This window comes from Massilia sp. CFBP9026, from assembly GCF_034045165.1.
Taxonomy (GTDB): domain Bacteria; phylum Pseudomonadota; class Gammaproteobacteria; order Burkholderiales; family Burkholderiaceae_D; genus Telluria; species Telluria arenae.
Genome location: NZ_JAXCWH010000007.1, coordinates 130,869 through 146,138, shown reverse-complemented (window position 1 = coordinate 146,138; position 15,270 = coordinate 130,869). Strand labels below are relative to the sequence as shown.

Below are 15,270 nucleotides of genomic sequence, written 5' to 3'. Positions count from 1 at the left end.
CAGCGTTCGCCACTGTGCCACCACCTGGAGTACACTCGGGCATGCCTTGACATGGAAATATCATTTCCATTCGGCACTTTCGCTGTAGCACGCCCGCTATAATGCGCACTTTTCGAAGAAAGGCGATCGTCCGTGTCCCGTATAAAAGTCTTGCCGCAATACGTCATGCCGAAGCAGGCGATCACCAACTTCGCCGGCCGCGTCGCCGGCCACAAGGGCGGATCGATGACGACCAGCCTGATCCGTTGGTTCGTGGGCAAGTACGGGGTCAACATGGATGAGGCGGCCAATCCGGACATCGCCAGCTACCCCAGCTTCAACGAATTCTTCACCCGCCCGCTGCGCGAAGGCGTGCGTCCGCTGGCAGCCAGCGACTATGTGTGCCCGGTCGACGGCGCCATCAGCCAATTCGGCGACATCGACGATCACCAGATCTTCCAGGCCAAGGGCCACAAGTTCACCACGGCCGAACTGGTCGGCGGCGACCAGGCGCTGGCCGCTCACTTCCAGCACGGCCACTTCGCCAACGTCTACCTGAGCCCGAAGGATTACCACCGCATCCACATGCCGTGCGACGGCCGCCTGACGCGCATGATCTATGTGCCGGGCAAGCTGTTCTCGGTGAATCCGACCACGGCGCGCGGTGTGCCGGGCCTGTTCGCGCGCAACGAGCGCGTGGTGTGCGTGTTCGAGAGCGATGAATTCGGGCCCTTCGTGATGACCCTGGTCGGCGCGACCATCGTCGGCAGCATGGCCACCGTCTGGCATGGCGTGGTCAATCCGCCACGCATGCCGCGCATCTGCGAATGGAACTACGAGCCCGGCCAGGTCACGCTGAAAAAGGGCGAAGAGATGGGCCGCTTCCTGCTCGGCTCCACCGTCGTGATGCTGTTCCAGCGCGGCGCCATCGCCTTCAACCCGGCCTGGGCGCCCGAAGGCAAGGTGCGCCTGGGCGAACCGATGGGCGAGCGGCCGCTCAAGTCCTGACGTCCTCCAGTGCCGCGCGCGCCCTGAACGCGGCAACCGCGGCATGCGGGCTGTGGCCCTTTTCGGTGCACGCCGATTCGATCATCTCCAGGAAGGCCCGGGTCTTGGCCGGCATCAGCTTACGGCTCGGGAACACCGCCCAGCCGCTGGCGGTCGGCATATCCCATTCCGGCAGCACCCGCACCAGTTCTCCAGTCTGCATATAGGGCTGGGCGAACAGCGTCGAGCTGAGCGCGATGCCGGCGCCGCGCGAGGCGATGCGCGCCAGCAGGTCGGGCGAGTTCGCCGTCAGCCGCGCGTTGAGCGCGCGCTCCCACTTCAGCTTCCCGCGCATCAAGACCCACGGCACGGCCCCACCGGTGCGGCTCAGGATGCACAGCACGTCGTGCGCGTCGAGATCGTCGGGATGCTCGGGAATGCCGCGCCGCGCCAGGTAGCTTGGCGCCGCATACAGGCCGGGCTGCTCGAGCGTGATCGGACGCGCGCTCAGGGTCGCGTCGTTCGGCAGGTCGCCCATGCGGATCGCGATGTCGAAGTTCTCCGCCACCAGGTCGACCCGGCGCGGCGTCAGGTCCATCTCGAGCCTGACCGCCGGATAGCGCTCCAGGAAGCGCGCGATGACTTCGTTCAGGCCGCTGTTGGCGAAGTCGCCCGGCGCCGAGATGCGCAGCTTGCCGCTCGGTTCGCCCTGGCGGTGCTGGGCCAGCGCGCCGGCGGCATCGACTTCGTCGGCCAGGCGGCGCGCGTGCTCGTACAGGCTGGCGCCGAACTCGGTGACCACCAGCTTGCGGGTCGTGCGCTGCAGCAGGCGCTCGCCCAGGGTCGTCTCGAGCAGCGCCAGGCGGCGCGAGACGGTCGACTTGGGCAGGTGGACGCGCTCGGCGGCGCGGGTAAAGCTGCCCGACTCGACGATCCGGGCAAACAGCAGCAAGTCATTCGGCTCCACGTCCATGATTGTCCCATCAGCAGAATAATGTTATCCATTTTACTGGCTTCCGGACTGATTTTGGAATTGCTAAAGTAGCCCCATCGAAACTCTCTACCAAACGAAGGGGCCTGACCATGAACATCCTGCACATCACCACCAGCGTCCGCGGCGACGCATCGGAATCCACCCGCGTCACCCAGCAGATCGTCGACAAGCTGACCGCCGCCAACCCGGGCGCGACCGTCGTGCGCCGCGACTTCGGCGCCCAGCCGCACCCGCTGCTGGACGGCGCCACCGTCGGCGCCCTGTTCACCCCGGCGGACCAGCGCAGCGCCGAACAGGCAGCGCGCGTCGCCCTGGATGACGCGCTGATCGCCGAAGCGCAGGCGGCCGACGTGATCGTGCTGGGCGCCCCGATGTACAACTTCGCGATGCCGGTGCAACTGAAAAGCTGGTTCGACGCGGTCGCCCGCGCCGGCGTGACCTTCCGCTATACCGAGACCGGTCCGGAAGGCCTGCTGAAGAACAAGAAGGTGTACGTGGCCGCGGCCCGCGGCGGCGTCTATGACGAAGCGGCCGACCCGCAGGTGCCGCAGATGCGCGCCCTGCTGAACTTCCTCGGCCTGAACGACCACACCTTCATCTACTCGTCGGGCATGGCGATGGGTCCGGACGCGGTGGCCAAGGGCCAGGCCGCGGCCAACGCCGCCATTGAGGCAGCACTGGCGTAATTTGCCGCCCGCCAGGCGGCGCAACCAACAGGAGAACAGCATGAATACCGCAGTTGCCACTACCCCCATCCAGAAAACGCGCGGCGTCGAGCGCATCATCAACGGCCAGTTCGTGATGGACGGCGCGGGCGTGAAGATCAACCGCGTGCTGACCGGTCCCCTGCAGCGCCGCCTGGATCCGTTCCTGATGCTCGACGCCTTCGGCAGCGACAAGCCGGGCGACTACATCGCCGGCTTCCCGGAGCACCCGCACCGCGGTTTCGAGACCATCACCTATATGCTGGCCGGCCGCATGCGCCACCGCGACAGCGCCGGCAACGAGGGCATGATCACCGATGGCGGCGTGCAGTGGATGACGGCCGGCCGCGGCGTGATCCACTCCGAGATGCCGGAGCAGAACGAGGGCCTGATGGAAGGCTTCCAGCTGTGGCTGAACCTGCCCGCCAGCGACAAGATGATCGAGCCGTGGTATCGCGACATCCCGCTCGAGGAAGTGCCGCGCTTTACGCTGGACGATGGCGTGACGGTGCAGGTCATCGCCGGCAGCACCCACGGCGTGACCGGGGCCGTGCAGCGCGCGCATACCGAGCCGCTCTACCTCGACCTGGAGATCCCGGCCGGCGTGAGCTTCGAGCAGCCGATCCCGGCCGGGCACAATGCCTTCGTCTACGTGTTCCGTGGCGAGGCCGTCATCGAGGGCAAGGGCGTCGGCCAGGCGCGCATGGCGATCCTCGATAACTCGCCCGGCGCCGACGGCGTGCGCATCAAGGCAGTGGCCGACACGCGCGTGCTGGTGCTGGCCGGGCGTCCGCTGAATGAACCGATCGCGCAGTACGGTCCGTTCGTGATGAATACCCAGGCCGAACTGCAGCAGGCGGTGGAGGATTTCCGCGCCGGCAGGTTCACTTGAACGATCGGCAGCAGGGCGCCCCAAACCGCCCTGCTGCCCCCTATGCGAGGTTGACGGCCATGCGCTACACTCGCGGGATGACACAAGCGCAAGACATCTCGTAATGGCACTGCTGGACACCCTCAGCGACCTGTGGTCGCGCGCAAGCCGGGCCATGGGCCTGGAAAACGCCGACCGCTTCCCGCCCGGCCACGCCTATCCGCACACCCGCTGGAACAAGGCGTATTTCGACATCCCGTCCGACTACAAGGCCGACCGGATGGAGAGCATCGTCTGCGCCGCGATCGCCAACACGCCTTACGTGTTCGGCGAGATCCGCAACCCCACCCCACGCATGCAGCGCGCGCTGCTGTCCATCATCGAATCGCGCCTGCGCCGCGCCGATGCGCCGGCCGACCTGGTGCATCTGTTGATCAAGGCGTACCGCCAGCCACACACGCCTGACATCGTGCCGGGACTGCGCGCCGCGATCGCGGCCAACGCGCAGTACGACGCCAATATCCAGGCGCATGCGGTGCTGGCCTATCTTGGCGACGCACCGGCCGGGTTCGGTGTCATCGAGGCGCAGGGCTGAGCCGCGCTTTCGAGCCCATATGCGTTGTCCGATAAAATACCCATCCTCCTTCGTCCCACAGCCTACACAGCCATGACTTCCGCCCGCCAGTTCCAATTCAAATCCATCAACTACACCGGCTTGCAGACCGGCCCACGCGTCATCATCATGGGCGCGACCCATGGCAACGAGGTGTGCGGCACCAAGGCGATCCAGCGGGTCATGGAAGAAATCGACAGCGGCAAGCTGCACATCGCGGCCGGCAGCGTCACCTTCGTCCCGATCGTCAATCCGCTGGCCTACGCCCAGAACACCCGCAACGGCGACCGCAACCTGAACCGCGACCTGTTCCCGAAAGAGAAACCGCTGGACTTCGAGGACCAGGTCGCCAACTGGCTGTGCCCCCTGCTCGGCCAGCACGACGTGCTGCTCGACCTGCACTCCTTTGCCGCCACCGGCGAGCCGTTCGTGATGGTCGGGCCGCTCGACAACGACGGTACGCTGCAGCCGTTCCGCCACGCCGCGAAGGAACGCGCCTGGGCGCGCCGCCTGGGCGTGCGCCGCTTCGTCGACGGCTGGCTGGCCACTTATGGCGACGGCGTGCAGCGCCGCAGCCGTAGCGCCGACGAACTGGAAACCGTGCTGCGCTACGGCGTCGGCACCACCGAGTACATGCGCAGCACCGGCGGCTACGCGCTCACCCTCGAATGCGGCCAGCACGACGATCCTGCAGCGCCCGACGTCGCCTACCGCGCCATCATGAACACGCTGGCCCACCTGGGCCTGATCGCGGCGCCCGATCCGCAACCGGTGGCCTTCGAAGAGATGGAAGCGCTGTCGATGGTCGTGGTGCACGACAAGCTGCACGCGGACGACGCCTTCGTGCGCCCGTGGAAGAGCTTCGATCCGGTGAGCGAAGGCGAACTGCTCGGCCACCGCGCCGACGGCACGCCGGTGGTGGCCGAATTCGGCGGCCGCATCCTGTTCCCGGCCGCGAACGCCGCCGCCAATACCGAGTGGTATTACCTGACCCGCCCCAACGCGACTTTCGGCCGCGAGTAAGACCTTGAACAGGGCATTTCGAGCCGTCGCCAGCAAACATTTCGTGAATATCGTAAGATGACGATATTCGGATCGAAAGAAGCCGATATAAGGAAACCCATGGACATCGACGCGATCCACAAGGCCCTGGCCAACCCGGTGCGGCGCCAGATCCTGCAGTGGCTCAAGGAGCCGCAGCTGCACTTCAGCGAGCAGGAACATCCGCTCGAGATTGGCGTGTGCTGCAAGCTCATCGACCAGAAAACCGGCCTGTCGCAATCGACGGTGTCGGCCCACCTGGCCACCCTGCAGCGCGCCGGGCTCGTGAGCACGCGTCGCGTCGGCCAATGGATTTTCCTCCAACGGAACGAGGAAGCCATCCATGCCTTCCTCGCACAACTGAACGACGGACTTTAGGAATACCCGATGACTACAATGTTTGACCCGATCAAGGTGGGCGCCCTCGAATGGCCGAACCGCATCGTCATGGCGCCGCTGACCCGCTCGCGCGCCGATGGCGGCGCACGCGTGCCGAATGCGCTGATGGCCGAATACTATGTGCAGCGCGCTTCGGCCGGGCTGATCCTGTCGGAAGCGACCTCGGTGACCCCGATGGGCGTGGGCTACGCCGACACGCCCGGCATCTGGTCCGACGAGCAGGTCGAAGGCTGGAAGATCGTCACCGAGGCCGTGCACAAGGCCGGTGGCCGCATCTTTTTGCAGCTGTGGCACGTGGGCCGCATCTCGGATCCGTCGTTCCTGAACGGCGAACTGCCGGTCGCGCCATCGGCGATCCAGCCGGACGGCCACGTGAGCCTGCTGCGTCCGAAGCGTCCCTTCGTCACCCCGCGCGCGCTCGAACTCGATGAAATCCCCGGCATCGTCGCCGCCTACCGCAAGGGCGCCGAGAACGCCAAGAAGGCCGGCTTCGACGGCGTCGAAGTCCATGGCGCCAACGGCTACCTGCTCGACCAGTTCCTGCAGGATTCCACCAACAAGCGCACCGACGCGTATGGCGGCCCGATCGAGAACCGCGCGCGCCTGATGCTCGAAGTGACCGACGCCTGCATCGACGTCTGGGGCGCCGACCGCGTCGGCGTGCACCTGGCGCCGGCCCGCGATTCGCACGATATGGGCGATTCGACCCCGGCCGAGACCTTCGGCTACGTGGCGCGCGAGCTGGGCAAGCGCAAGATCGCCTTCATCTTCACCCGCGAAGGGCAAGGTCCGGACGTGCTCGGCCCGATGATCAAGAAGGAATTCGGCGGCGTCTGGATCGCCAACCAGCAGCTCACCCGCGAAAAGGCCGCGGAGCTGATCGCCAGCGGCACCGCCGACGCGGTGTCGTGGGGCCAGCTGTTCATCTCCAATCCGGACCTGCCGAAGCGCCTGCAGCTGGGCGCCGCGCTCAACGAGCCGGATACCGACACCTTCTACCATCCGGGCCCGGTCGGCTACACCGACTATCCGGCACTGGAGCAGGCTGCCTGATACATCGCTTTCGCCACCGCTTCGCCGCCCACCGCCGGCGAAGTGGCGGCGCCTCTTTCCACGGGACCGCAAGGTCCCGTTTTTGCGCGTATTCACAATGCTATCGAACACGCATATCGAGAGCACGCAATCTCTCCAACAGGTGTCCACCGTGGAACGTTAGTGCTATTCTTGCGCGATTGACATTTCGCGCACCCAGATGCGCCCACCGAGAGAGGATTTTTCAGTGAACTTTCCCGCACACCGCGTGATGGCCGTCGCCATCGCTTCCGCCTTCGTCTTCGGCGGCGCCGTCCACGCCGCGCCGGCCAAACAGGCCCAGGCCCGCGCCGAAACCGCCTTCCTCTCGCAGGACGATGCGTTTGCCCGTTCCGCCCGCATCGCGAACGTGGACTATGTGCTGGACTTTACGCTGACCGGCAAGGAAACCTTCGCCGGCACCACGACCGTCACCTTCGACCTCAAGGACACGAAGTCCGCCGTCACCCTCGACCTGAACAAGGCCACCGTCAAGTCGGTCAGCGTCAACGGCAAGCCAGTCCAGGCACGCTACAACGACTGGTTCATCACCGTCGACCCGGCGCACCTGGCCAAGGGCCGCAACAACGTCACCGTCGCCTACGAGCGCCTGCACAGCACCAATGGCGAAGGCCTGCACCGCATGGTCGACCCGGCCGATGGCCGGGTGTATACCTACTCGCACTTCGAGCCGGTGGCCGCCCAGCAGATGTTCCCCCTGTTCGACCAGCCCGACCTGAAGGCCAGCTACACCGTTACCGTCACCGCGCCGAAGGACTGGCACGTGGTCACCACCACCCGCGAAACGAAGATCGATGATGCCGGCGCCAACCGCCGCTGGACCTTCAAGCAGACCCGCCGCCTGAGCCCCTACAACTTCTCGCTGCACGCCGGCCCTTACCAGGTCTGGGAAGACAATAGCGGCAAGTACCCGATGCGCCTGTTCGCGCGCCAGTCGCTGGCCAAGCAGGTGGTCCCCGCTGACTGGTTCCGCCAGACCAAGGCGGGCATGACCTTCTTCGAAGAATACTTCGGCATCCCCTACCAGTTCGAGAAGTACGACCAGCTGATCGTGCCCGACTTCCTGTACGGCGCGATGGAAAACGCCGGCGCCATCACCTTCGCCGAAGCGCGCTACGGCGTGGCCAATATGACGGCCGACCAGAAGCAGTCGATGACCGAAGTCATCATGCACGAAATGGCCCACCAGTGGTTCGGCAACCTGGTCACCATGAAGTGGTGGAACGGCCTGTGGCTCAACGAAAGCTTCGCTTCGTTCATGGGCATCCTTGCCACTGCCGAATCGACCGAGTTCAAGGACTCGTGGCAGAAGTTCTACCAGACCGGCAAGCAGCGCGCCTACATCCAGGACCAGACCGCGAGCACCCACCCGATCGAGGTGCCGGTGCCGTCCTCTAGCAATGCCTTCGACAATATCGACGCCATCACCTATTCGAAAGGCGGCGCCGCCCTCAAGCAGCTGCGCCACTTGCTGGGCGAGGAAGTGTTCCGCAAGGGCGTGCACAACTACCTGGTCAAGTATTCGTGGCAGAACGCCACCCTCGATGATTTCATCAACACCCTGGCCAAGACCGCCGGCCGCGACCTGTCGGGCTGGACCAAGGAATGGCTGTACCACGCCGGCGTGAACACGATCGCCGCCAACTACAGCTGCAGCAACGGCAAGATCAAGGACTTCACCCTCACGCAAGCCGCGCCCAGCAAGGAGCTGCCGACGCTGCGCGAACAACGCGTGCAGGTGGCGGCGTTCAAGATCGACGGCGGCAAGCTGTCGCTGGTCAAGAATGTGCCGGTGACGTACAAGGGCGCGAAGACCGCGGTCAAGGAGCTCGATGGCGCGGCCTGCCCTGACCTGGTTTATCCGAACTACCAGGACTGGGGCTATGCGAAAGTCCAGCTGGACGCGCGCTCCTTCGATACCGCGCGCACGAAACTGTCGCAGGTCGACGATCCGCTGCTGCGCGCCATGCTGTGGCAAAGCCTGTGGGACGGCGTGCGCGACGCCCAGCTGCCGCTGAACGACTTCATCACCGTGGCCCTGAACAATGCGCCGCAAGAGAAGGACTACACCCTGCTCGGCGACGTGCTGGGCAAGGTCGTCCAGTCGAAGGCCTACCTCGACGCCATGCGCCTCGACAATGCGTATGCGAAGCAGACCTATGCCGCCCTGGAGAAGATGGCCTGGGACGGCGTGCTGGCGCACAAGGCCAACGCCGACGTCCAGCGCCGCTGGTTCAGTCTCTACGTGAGCGTGGCCTCCAGCCCGGAGGCGCTGGCCCGTCTGGCCGGCATCCTCGACGGCAAGGTCGACGCCGCCGGCATGGAGCTCACCCAGGACCAGCGCTGGGCGCTCATCGCCCACCTCAATCGCTACAACCACGCCGGCGCCGACGGACTGATCGCAGCGGAGAGCGCGCGCGACAAATCCGACGCCGGCCAGGTGGCGGCGGTGGCAGCCACCGCGTCGCGTCCGGATCCGAAGGTCAAGGCCGAGTGGGTCGGCAAGATCGAAGACCTCAAGACGCCGCTGCCGTTCTCGCGCATCCGCACGGCGATGGGCAGCGTGTTCCCGGCCGAGCAGGGTCAGTTGAGCGAGCTCGAAGCAGATGCGCGCCTGGCGCGGTTGCCGGCGATCGACAAGGCGGCCGGCCCGGTCTATATGCGCGCCTACGCCATCACCATGATCCCGACCGCCTGCACGCCGCAAAGCGTGCAGCGCCTGAGCCGCGCTGCCGATCAGATGAAAGACCTGTCGGCATTTACCCGCCGCTCGCTGCTCGACACCCTGCAGAACGAGCAGCGCTGCGTGGCGATCAAGGGGGCGATGACGGCGCCGAAGTAAGCAATAGATGCGCGCGGACGCCGGCTTGATGCCGCGCCGCGCGCCGGGCTGGCCGCTCCTGGTCACGCTCGGCGCGCACCTGCTGCTCGCATGGTGGTGGCTCGATGCCACCGGCGTGCGGTCGTTACCATCCGTCGTGCCGGCGCTGCGTGAATTCCTCGTGGTGCCGGTGCTGGTGCCCCCGCCTGCAGTTGAATCTCCACCACCTCCACCGATTCCACGATCGCCTGCACGCGCTCCTGTCGCAGCGCAGCCGATCACGCTCCCTGTGGATGCCCCGGTGGCGGAGCCTGTCGCCGAATCCTATCCCGATCCACTGGCCCAGCCGTCGCCACAAGACGATGCCGCATCCGAAGAAGAGACGCTGGCCGGCCGCGCCAGGCGTGCAGCCGGCGGCGTCGATCAAGACCTACGCAAGGGAAAGCTGGCGCCGCTCGAACCGACCGACACGCCATGGAAGCGCTTTGCCAGCGCCGTCGAAGGCGCCCGCAAAGACAGCTCGCGCACGCTGACCTCGGAGAGCTATACCTCGCCCGACGGCACCATCGTCTACCGCTTCCGCAGGAACGGTAAATATTACTGCCGCAGCGGCGGCGGCGTGCGGCCGAGCATGTTCGGCGCCGAGGGCGGCGGCGCGGTCCTGTTCGACAAGCCGGGCGGCGGCGGCACGGCCGGCCTCGTACCCTGCCCCTCCCAGGCCGAATTCAAGCGCGACTGAGCGCCGCTTGTCGCCGTCGGCGGTGGAACGCACAGCTCCGCCACCCGGCGCCAGGCGCCGTCGGCCCCGCACTCGGCTGGCGGGTGTTCGCGCAGCAGCGCGCCGAGGTCGAGCGGCGCGCCCTCACGCACCTTGACCCCGCGCGCGATCGGCACGCACAGCGCGTCATGCCAGGCCGCCGCATGGCCTTCGGGTGTTGGCAGCGCGCCGCGCAAGCGGACGGCGACCTCTTCGCATGCGGCGCCGCTGGCGAATTCTCCGCGCAGGCTGCTGCTCTCCAGCGTGACATCGAGATTCTGCTGGAGGTACAGCAGCAGGATGATCGTAAACATATAATGGCCGGGTCCGCGGCCCCCGCCGCGCTTGCAGAGGAAACACATTGGACTGGGATTATCCGCAACCGTTCATCCTGCCCGTCGTGCCGCAGGCCGGCGACATCGATGGCCTGAACCACACCAATAACGCGGTCTACGTGCGCTGGTGCGAGCAGGCCGGCTGGGCCCACTCGGCAGGGCTGGGCCTGTCGCTGGACGACTACCGGCGCCTGGACCGCGCGATGGCGATCCGGCGCGGCGACTACGAATACCTGTTGCCCACCGTGGAAGGCGAGGCACTGAGCCTGGCCACCTGGCTGGTCGGCGGCGACGGCAAGCTGACGATGGAACGCCGCTTCCAGCTAGTGCGCGACAGCGACGGCGCCACCGTCCTGCGCGGGCGCTGGGAACTGGTCTGCATCGAGATCGGCAGCGGCCGGCCGCGCCGCATGCCGGCCGAGTTCCTGGACACCTATATGCCCGTGGTGGTTGCACCAGCCTAAGCCCCGGTCCGCGCGCATGGTTGCATTGCGCATGCTCAAGGACGAGTTTGATCGATCCGGCGTACCACCCGCTTGGGCGGGATCAGACTGGTTCCGTCACCCGATCCGACGACGAGGATGCGATGTTCCGGATTCTGCCCAAGATCCCGATCGATATGCGCCTGATCCTGTTCTGGCTGCTTGCCTGCCCGCTGTTCGCGGGGCCCTTGCTGGCCGGCTGCCGGCTGCGCGACGGCGGGCACGAAGAACTCGTGGTGCCCGAACTGGTGCGCACCCATCTCTATCTCGCACCCAACGGGTCGGACAGCAATCCCGGCACCCGCGCCGAACCCTTCCGCACCCTCGCGCGCGCGGCCCAGGTGGTCACGCCCGGCACGACCGTGCACGTGGCGCCCGGCATCTATTCAGGGGGCGTGCGCACGACCACCAGCGGCACACTCGAAGCACGCATCGTCTTCCAGAGCACCGAGCGCTGGGGCGCCAAAATCGTGCCGCCGCTCGACGCGCGCCAGAGCGCGGCCTGGGACAACCGCGGCAGCTACATCGACATCGCCGGCTTCGAGATCGACGGCACCCAGTACCAGAGCGGCATGAAATGGCTGAGCGGCATTTATAACGGCGGCTCGCACAACGGCGTGCACGGCAACCGCATCCACCACATCGGCAACGACGTGCCGTGCGAGCCCAAGGGTGGCTCGGGCATCGGCATCGACAGCTACTTCAAGGGCGTGGACGTGGTCGTGACCGGCAACCACGTGCACGACATCGGCCCACCCGGCTGCCGCTACATGCACGGCATCTACGTCAGCACCACGGCCAACGTGCGGGGCAACGTCGTCTACCGTGTGTCGGGCGCCGGCATCCATCTGTGGCACGACGCCAACCGCGTGACCGTGCGAGGCAATACCGTGGCGGCATCCGGCACCGGCATCGTGGTCGGCGGCGGCGACTTTTATCACAGCAAGGGGCCGAACGACCACACCCACGTCAGCAACAACATCGTCTACGACAACCACCACGGCATCCTCGAACAAGGGGCGATCGGCCGCCACAACAGCTTCCGCAACAACCTCGTGTACCAGAACGCCGGCGACGACTGGAAGCTGTCGCCCGGCCGCGAGCATACGGGCAGCATCAGCGCGCCGCCCCAGTTCGTCGAGTACAGCGCCAGCGGCACGCCGGACTTCCGCCTGCGGCGCGGCTCGCCGGCGATCGGTCAGGGCTTGCCGCTTGAATCGGCGCCGCCCGGCAGCGGCAATACCGGGGCGCGGCCGATGCGCAAGGCCGACATCGGGGCCATGCCGTCGGCGCCGCCATCCTAGCGGCGTCACGGCGTAGTCATGGCGCTTACAGGATTTCGCGCACCCGCTCGAACGGCCGGCACAGGCGCACGCCTTTCGGCGTGACCACGAAGGGCCGCTCGATCAGGATCGGATGCGCGGCCATCGCATCGAGCAGGGCCGCGTCGTCTACTTCGGGCCGGTCGAGACCCAGCTCGGCGTACAGGGCTTCCTTGCGGCGTACGGCGTCGCGCGGCTGCAGGCCGGCGTCGGCGATCAGGCGCGCCAGTTGTTCACGGCTCGGTGGAGTGCCCAGGTACTCGATTACTTGCGGTTCGTGGCCGGCCTCGCGGATGGCGGCCAGGGTATTGCGCGAGGTCCCGCAGCGCGGGTTGTGGTAAATCGTGATATCCATTGTCATAACAGGCGGTGTCGGGTTGTTATTGGCTTGTCGTTCAAACAGCGGCATGATAACCACAGCGCATACCCTGCACCAGCATTTTTGCTTGTCCCCCCTCCCCGCTCCGGCTAGAATCCCACGCTTGATTTTCTAGAGCGTAATGGAATTCCACAACCATATGTCATTACGCCGCAACGGAGACCGGATGGACGATTACCTGCAGCGCCCCGAAGCATTGCCCACCCTGCGCCAGCGCACCGCGCTGCGCGTGCTGCAGCTGTTCGGCTGGAAAGTCTACTTCAAGCCGCTGCCCGGTCCCCACGGGATCGCGGTCATCTACCCGCATACCTCGAACTGGGACTTCCCCATTGGCATGGTCGCCAAATGGGCGCTGGATACCCCGTTCCGCTGGCTGGCCAAGGACACGCTGTTCCGCGGCGCGATGGGCCGCCTGATGCGCTACTGGGGCGGGATCGCCGTCGACCGCCGCGCACCGATGGGCGCCACGCGCCAGTTGGCGCAGCAGATACTGAAGGAAGACTGGTGCTGGGTCGGCATCACGCCGGAAGGCACGCGCGGCTATCGCCCCCACTGGAAGAGCGGCTTTTATCACCTGGCGCAAACCGCCAACGTGCCGATGCTGCTGGTCAGCTTCGACTACAAGAAGAAAGAGCTGCGCCTGACCGAAACGCTCCAGCCATCCGGCGACATCGAGCGCGACATGGACACCATCCGCGCCGTGTACCGGGATGTCACCGCCCTCTACCCCGAAAATGCAGCGCCGATCGTGCTCGCCTCGAAGGACGACAAGGACGCCGAGCGCAAGCGCGCCTGACGTTATTTCTTAGCCAGCCGGCTGCGGCCGGCCCGCCGCACTCGACCCCGCCAGCCGGTCCCAGGCATTCGCCGCGCTCAGGAATACCTGCCCGCTGAGCTGGCCCAGCAAGTCGCTGTCGCGCAGCCGGTCCATCACCGGCCCTTTTACTTCGGCCAGGTGCAGCGTCACGCCGCGCTGGCGCAGCGATGCGTTCAATTCGCCCAGGCCAAACAGGGCCGAGGTGTCGATCGCATTCACCGCCGACAGCACCAGCACCAGATGGGCGGTGCCGGCATGCTGCGCCAATTCCTCGTCGATGCGCTCGTTCACCGCATCGACGTTCCCGAAGAACAGCCCGGCGTCGACCCGCAACATCAGCAGGCCCGGCGTGGTCTCGGCCGAATAGCGGTCGACGTTGCGGAAGTGTTCAGTGCCGTGGATGCGGCCCAGCACCGCGATGTGCGGCCGGCTGGCGCGCCAGATCAGCGCGCCCATCGACAGCGCCACGCCCACCAGCACGCCCGCCTCCACCCCCAGCACCAGCACACCGCCGGCGGTGGCCAGCAGCGCCAGCGCATCGGCGCGGTCATAGCGCCAGGCGGTGCGCAGGGTCGACCAGTCGAGCATGCCCAGCACCGCCACGATGATGGTCGCGGCCAGCGTCGGCAGCGGCAGCAGGGCCAGCCAGCCGGTGGGGGCCACCAGCGCCAGGGCCAAGAGGCCCGCCGTGATCATGCTCGCCAGTTGGGTATTGGCGCCGGCCGCGAAATTCACCGCCGAGCGCGAAATGCTGCCGGTGACGGGAAAGCCGCCGGAGAGGGCGCTGCCGACATTGGCCGCGCCCAGGCCGACCAGCTCGCGGTTGCTGACCAGCTTTTCGCCGCCGCGCTTGAGCGCCAGCACCTGGGCGCCCGACATGCTGATCAGGAACACCATGAAGCCGATCAAGAGCGCCGGCTGCAGCAAGGCCTGCCAGTGGCCGCTCGACGTCGCCAGGTTCAGGCCCGGCAAGCCGGCCGGCACCGCGCCGGTGGTGGCCACGCCCAGCCGATCCAGCGCCAGCAGCGGCACCAGCGCCGTGGCGCCCAGCACGACGAACATCGGCGCCAGCTTGGCCGCGATATCGGCCACGACGGGCTTGACGCGCAAGCAGCGCAGCATCGGCGCCAGCCATTCGCGCGCCATCACCAGCAAGGCCAGGGAGCCGAAGCCCAGCGCGATGCTGGGCCAGTGAGGTGAGGCATCCAGCGCGATCGGGCCGCCGACCAGGGTGCGCAGCTGGCCCCAGGCGATGACGATCGCCGAGCCGATGGTGAAGCCGCTCATCACCGGGCGCGAAAAGAAATTGGCGAGAAAGCCGATGCGCAACAGGCCGCAGGCCAGCAGCACCAGGCCCGACATCAGCGCCAGTTGGGCCGCCAGCACGCCATACAGGCCGGTGCCGGGCGTGGCCAGCGGCGCCAGCGTGGACGCCGTCATCAGCGACACGATGGCCATCGGCCCCACCGACTGGGTGCTGCTGGTGCCGAATAGCGCGTACAGCAGCGGCGGGAAGATGCTGGCATAGATCCCGACCACCGGCGGCAACCCGGCCACCAGCGCATAGGCCATGCCCTGCGGGATCATCATCATCGCCACCACGATGCCGGCGCTGATGTCGCCGGGCAGCGCGGCGCGCCGGTATTCGCGCAGCCACTGAAGCATGGATTACCCTGG

General features: G+C 66.7%; 15 protein-coding genes. 12 read left to right on the top strand and 3 right to left on the bottom strand.

Annotation, left to right across the window (positions count from 1 at the left end; translation table 11 throughout):
- The first annotated feature begins 132 nt into the window (after positions 1-132).
- Complete coding sequence (gene asd / locus SOM28_RS18095) at positions 133-987, top strand: archaetidylserine decarboxylase (RefSeq protein ID WP_491715952.1); 855 nt, start codon at positions 133-135, stop codon at positions 985-987.
- Here the strand turns inward: asd and SOM28_RS18090 are convergent.
- A complete protein-coding gene (locus tag SOM28_RS18090) occupies positions 977-1,939 on the bottom strand; it encodes a LysR family transcriptional regulator (protein ID WP_123068147.1) in 963 nt (320 codons plus the stop codon). The two genes, asd and SOM28_RS18090, sit on opposite strands and share 11 nt — an antisense overlap.
- A gap of 110 nt (positions 1,940-2,049) precedes the next feature.
- On the opposite strand from SOM28_RS18090, the gene SOM28_RS18085 reads away from it, so the two are divergent.
- From SOM28_RS18085 to SOM28_RS18040, 10 genes are all read left to right on the top strand, one after another.
- Positions 2,050-2,646, top strand: coding sequence for an FMN-dependent NADH-azoreductase (locus SOM28_RS18085; RefSeq protein ID WP_123068146.1), 597 nt, complete (start codon positions 2,050-2,052; stop codon positions 2,644-2,646).
- A 40-nt stretch (positions 2,647-2,686) separates the two neighbouring features.
- Positions 2,687-3,556, top strand: a complete 870-nt coding sequence (locus SOM28_RS18080; protein WP_123068145.1) for a pirin family protein — start codon at positions 2,687-2,689, stop codon at positions 3,554-3,556.
- A 103-nt stretch (positions 3,557-3,659) separates the two neighbouring features.
- Positions 3,660-4,130 (top strand): hypothetical protein, encoded by a 471-nt coding sequence (locus SOM28_RS18075; RefSeq protein ID WP_320468954.1) that lies wholly within the window; start codon positions 3,660-3,662, stop codon positions 4,128-4,130.
- A 72-nt stretch (positions 4,131-4,202) separates the two neighbouring features.
- A complete protein-coding gene (locus tag SOM28_RS18070) occupies positions 4,203-5,171 on the top strand; it encodes a succinylglutamate desuccinylase/aspartoacylase family protein (RefSeq protein ID WP_320468953.1) in 969 nt (322 codons plus the stop codon).
- Between the two features lie 99 nt (positions 5,172-5,270).
- Positions 5,271-5,567 carry an ArsR/SmtB family transcription factor gene (locus tag SOM28_RS18065; protein WP_123068143.1) on the top strand — a complete coding sequence of 99 codons (297 nt, stop codon included), beginning with the start codon at positions 5,271-5,273 and terminating at the stop codon, positions 5,565-5,567.
- 9 nt (positions 5,568-5,576) lie between these two features.
- Positions 5,577-6,641: an alkene reductase gene (locus SOM28_RS18060; RefSeq protein ID WP_123068142.1), complete on the top strand. Its 1,065-nt coding sequence runs from the start codon at positions 5,577-5,579 to the stop codon at positions 6,639-6,641.
- A gap of 226 nt (positions 6,642-6,867) precedes the next feature.
- The gene (gene pepN, locus SOM28_RS18055) at positions 6,868-9,522 is read left to right on the top strand and encodes an aminopeptidase N (protein ID WP_320468952.1); all 2,655 of its coding nucleotides are present in this window, start codon (positions 6,868-6,870) and stop codon (positions 9,520-9,522) included.
- A gap of 7 nt (positions 9,523-9,529) precedes the next feature.
- Positions 9,530-10,240 carry a hypothetical protein gene (locus SOM28_RS18050; protein ID WP_320468951.1) on the top strand — a complete coding sequence of 237 codons (711 nt, stop codon included), beginning with the start codon at positions 9,530-9,532 and terminating at the stop codon, positions 10,238-10,240.
- A 379-nt stretch (positions 10,241-10,619) separates the two neighbouring features.
- A complete protein-coding gene (locus SOM28_RS18045) occupies positions 10,620-11,057 on the top strand; it encodes an acyl-CoA thioesterase (protein ID WP_320468950.1) in 438 nt (145 codons plus the stop codon).
- Positions 11,058-11,179: 122 nt separating this feature from the next.
- The gene (locus SOM28_RS18040; RefSeq protein ID WP_320468949.1) at positions 11,180-12,379 is read left to right on the top strand and encodes a DUF1565 domain-containing protein; all 1,200 of its coding nucleotides are present in this window, start codon (positions 11,180-11,182) and stop codon (positions 12,377-12,379) included.
- 25 nt (positions 12,380-12,404) lie between these two features.
- Here the strand turns inward: SOM28_RS18040 and arsC are convergent, their stop codons facing one another.
- Positions 12,405-12,752 (bottom strand): arsenate reductase (glutaredoxin), encoded by a 348-nt coding sequence (arsC, locus tag SOM28_RS18035; RefSeq protein ID WP_320468948.1) that lies wholly within the window; start codon positions 12,750-12,752, stop codon positions 12,405-12,407.
- A 190-nt stretch (positions 12,753-12,942) separates the two neighbouring features.
- On the opposite strand from arsC, the gene SOM28_RS18030 reads away from it, so the two are divergent.
- On the top strand, positions 12,943-13,572 hold the full coding sequence (locus tag SOM28_RS18030) for a 1-acyl-sn-glycerol-3-phosphate acyltransferase (protein ID WP_320468947.1): 630 nt from the start codon (positions 12,943-12,945) through the stop codon (positions 13,570-13,572).
- A 9-nt stretch (positions 13,573-13,581) separates the two neighbouring features.
- Here the strand turns inward: SOM28_RS18030 and SOM28_RS18025 are convergent, their stop codons facing one another.
- Entirely contained in the window at positions 13,582-15,258 is a 1,677-nt protein-coding gene (locus SOM28_RS18025; RefSeq protein WP_320468946.1) for a SulP family inorganic anion transporter, read from the bottom strand.
- Positions 15,259-15,270 lie beyond the last annotated feature (12 nt).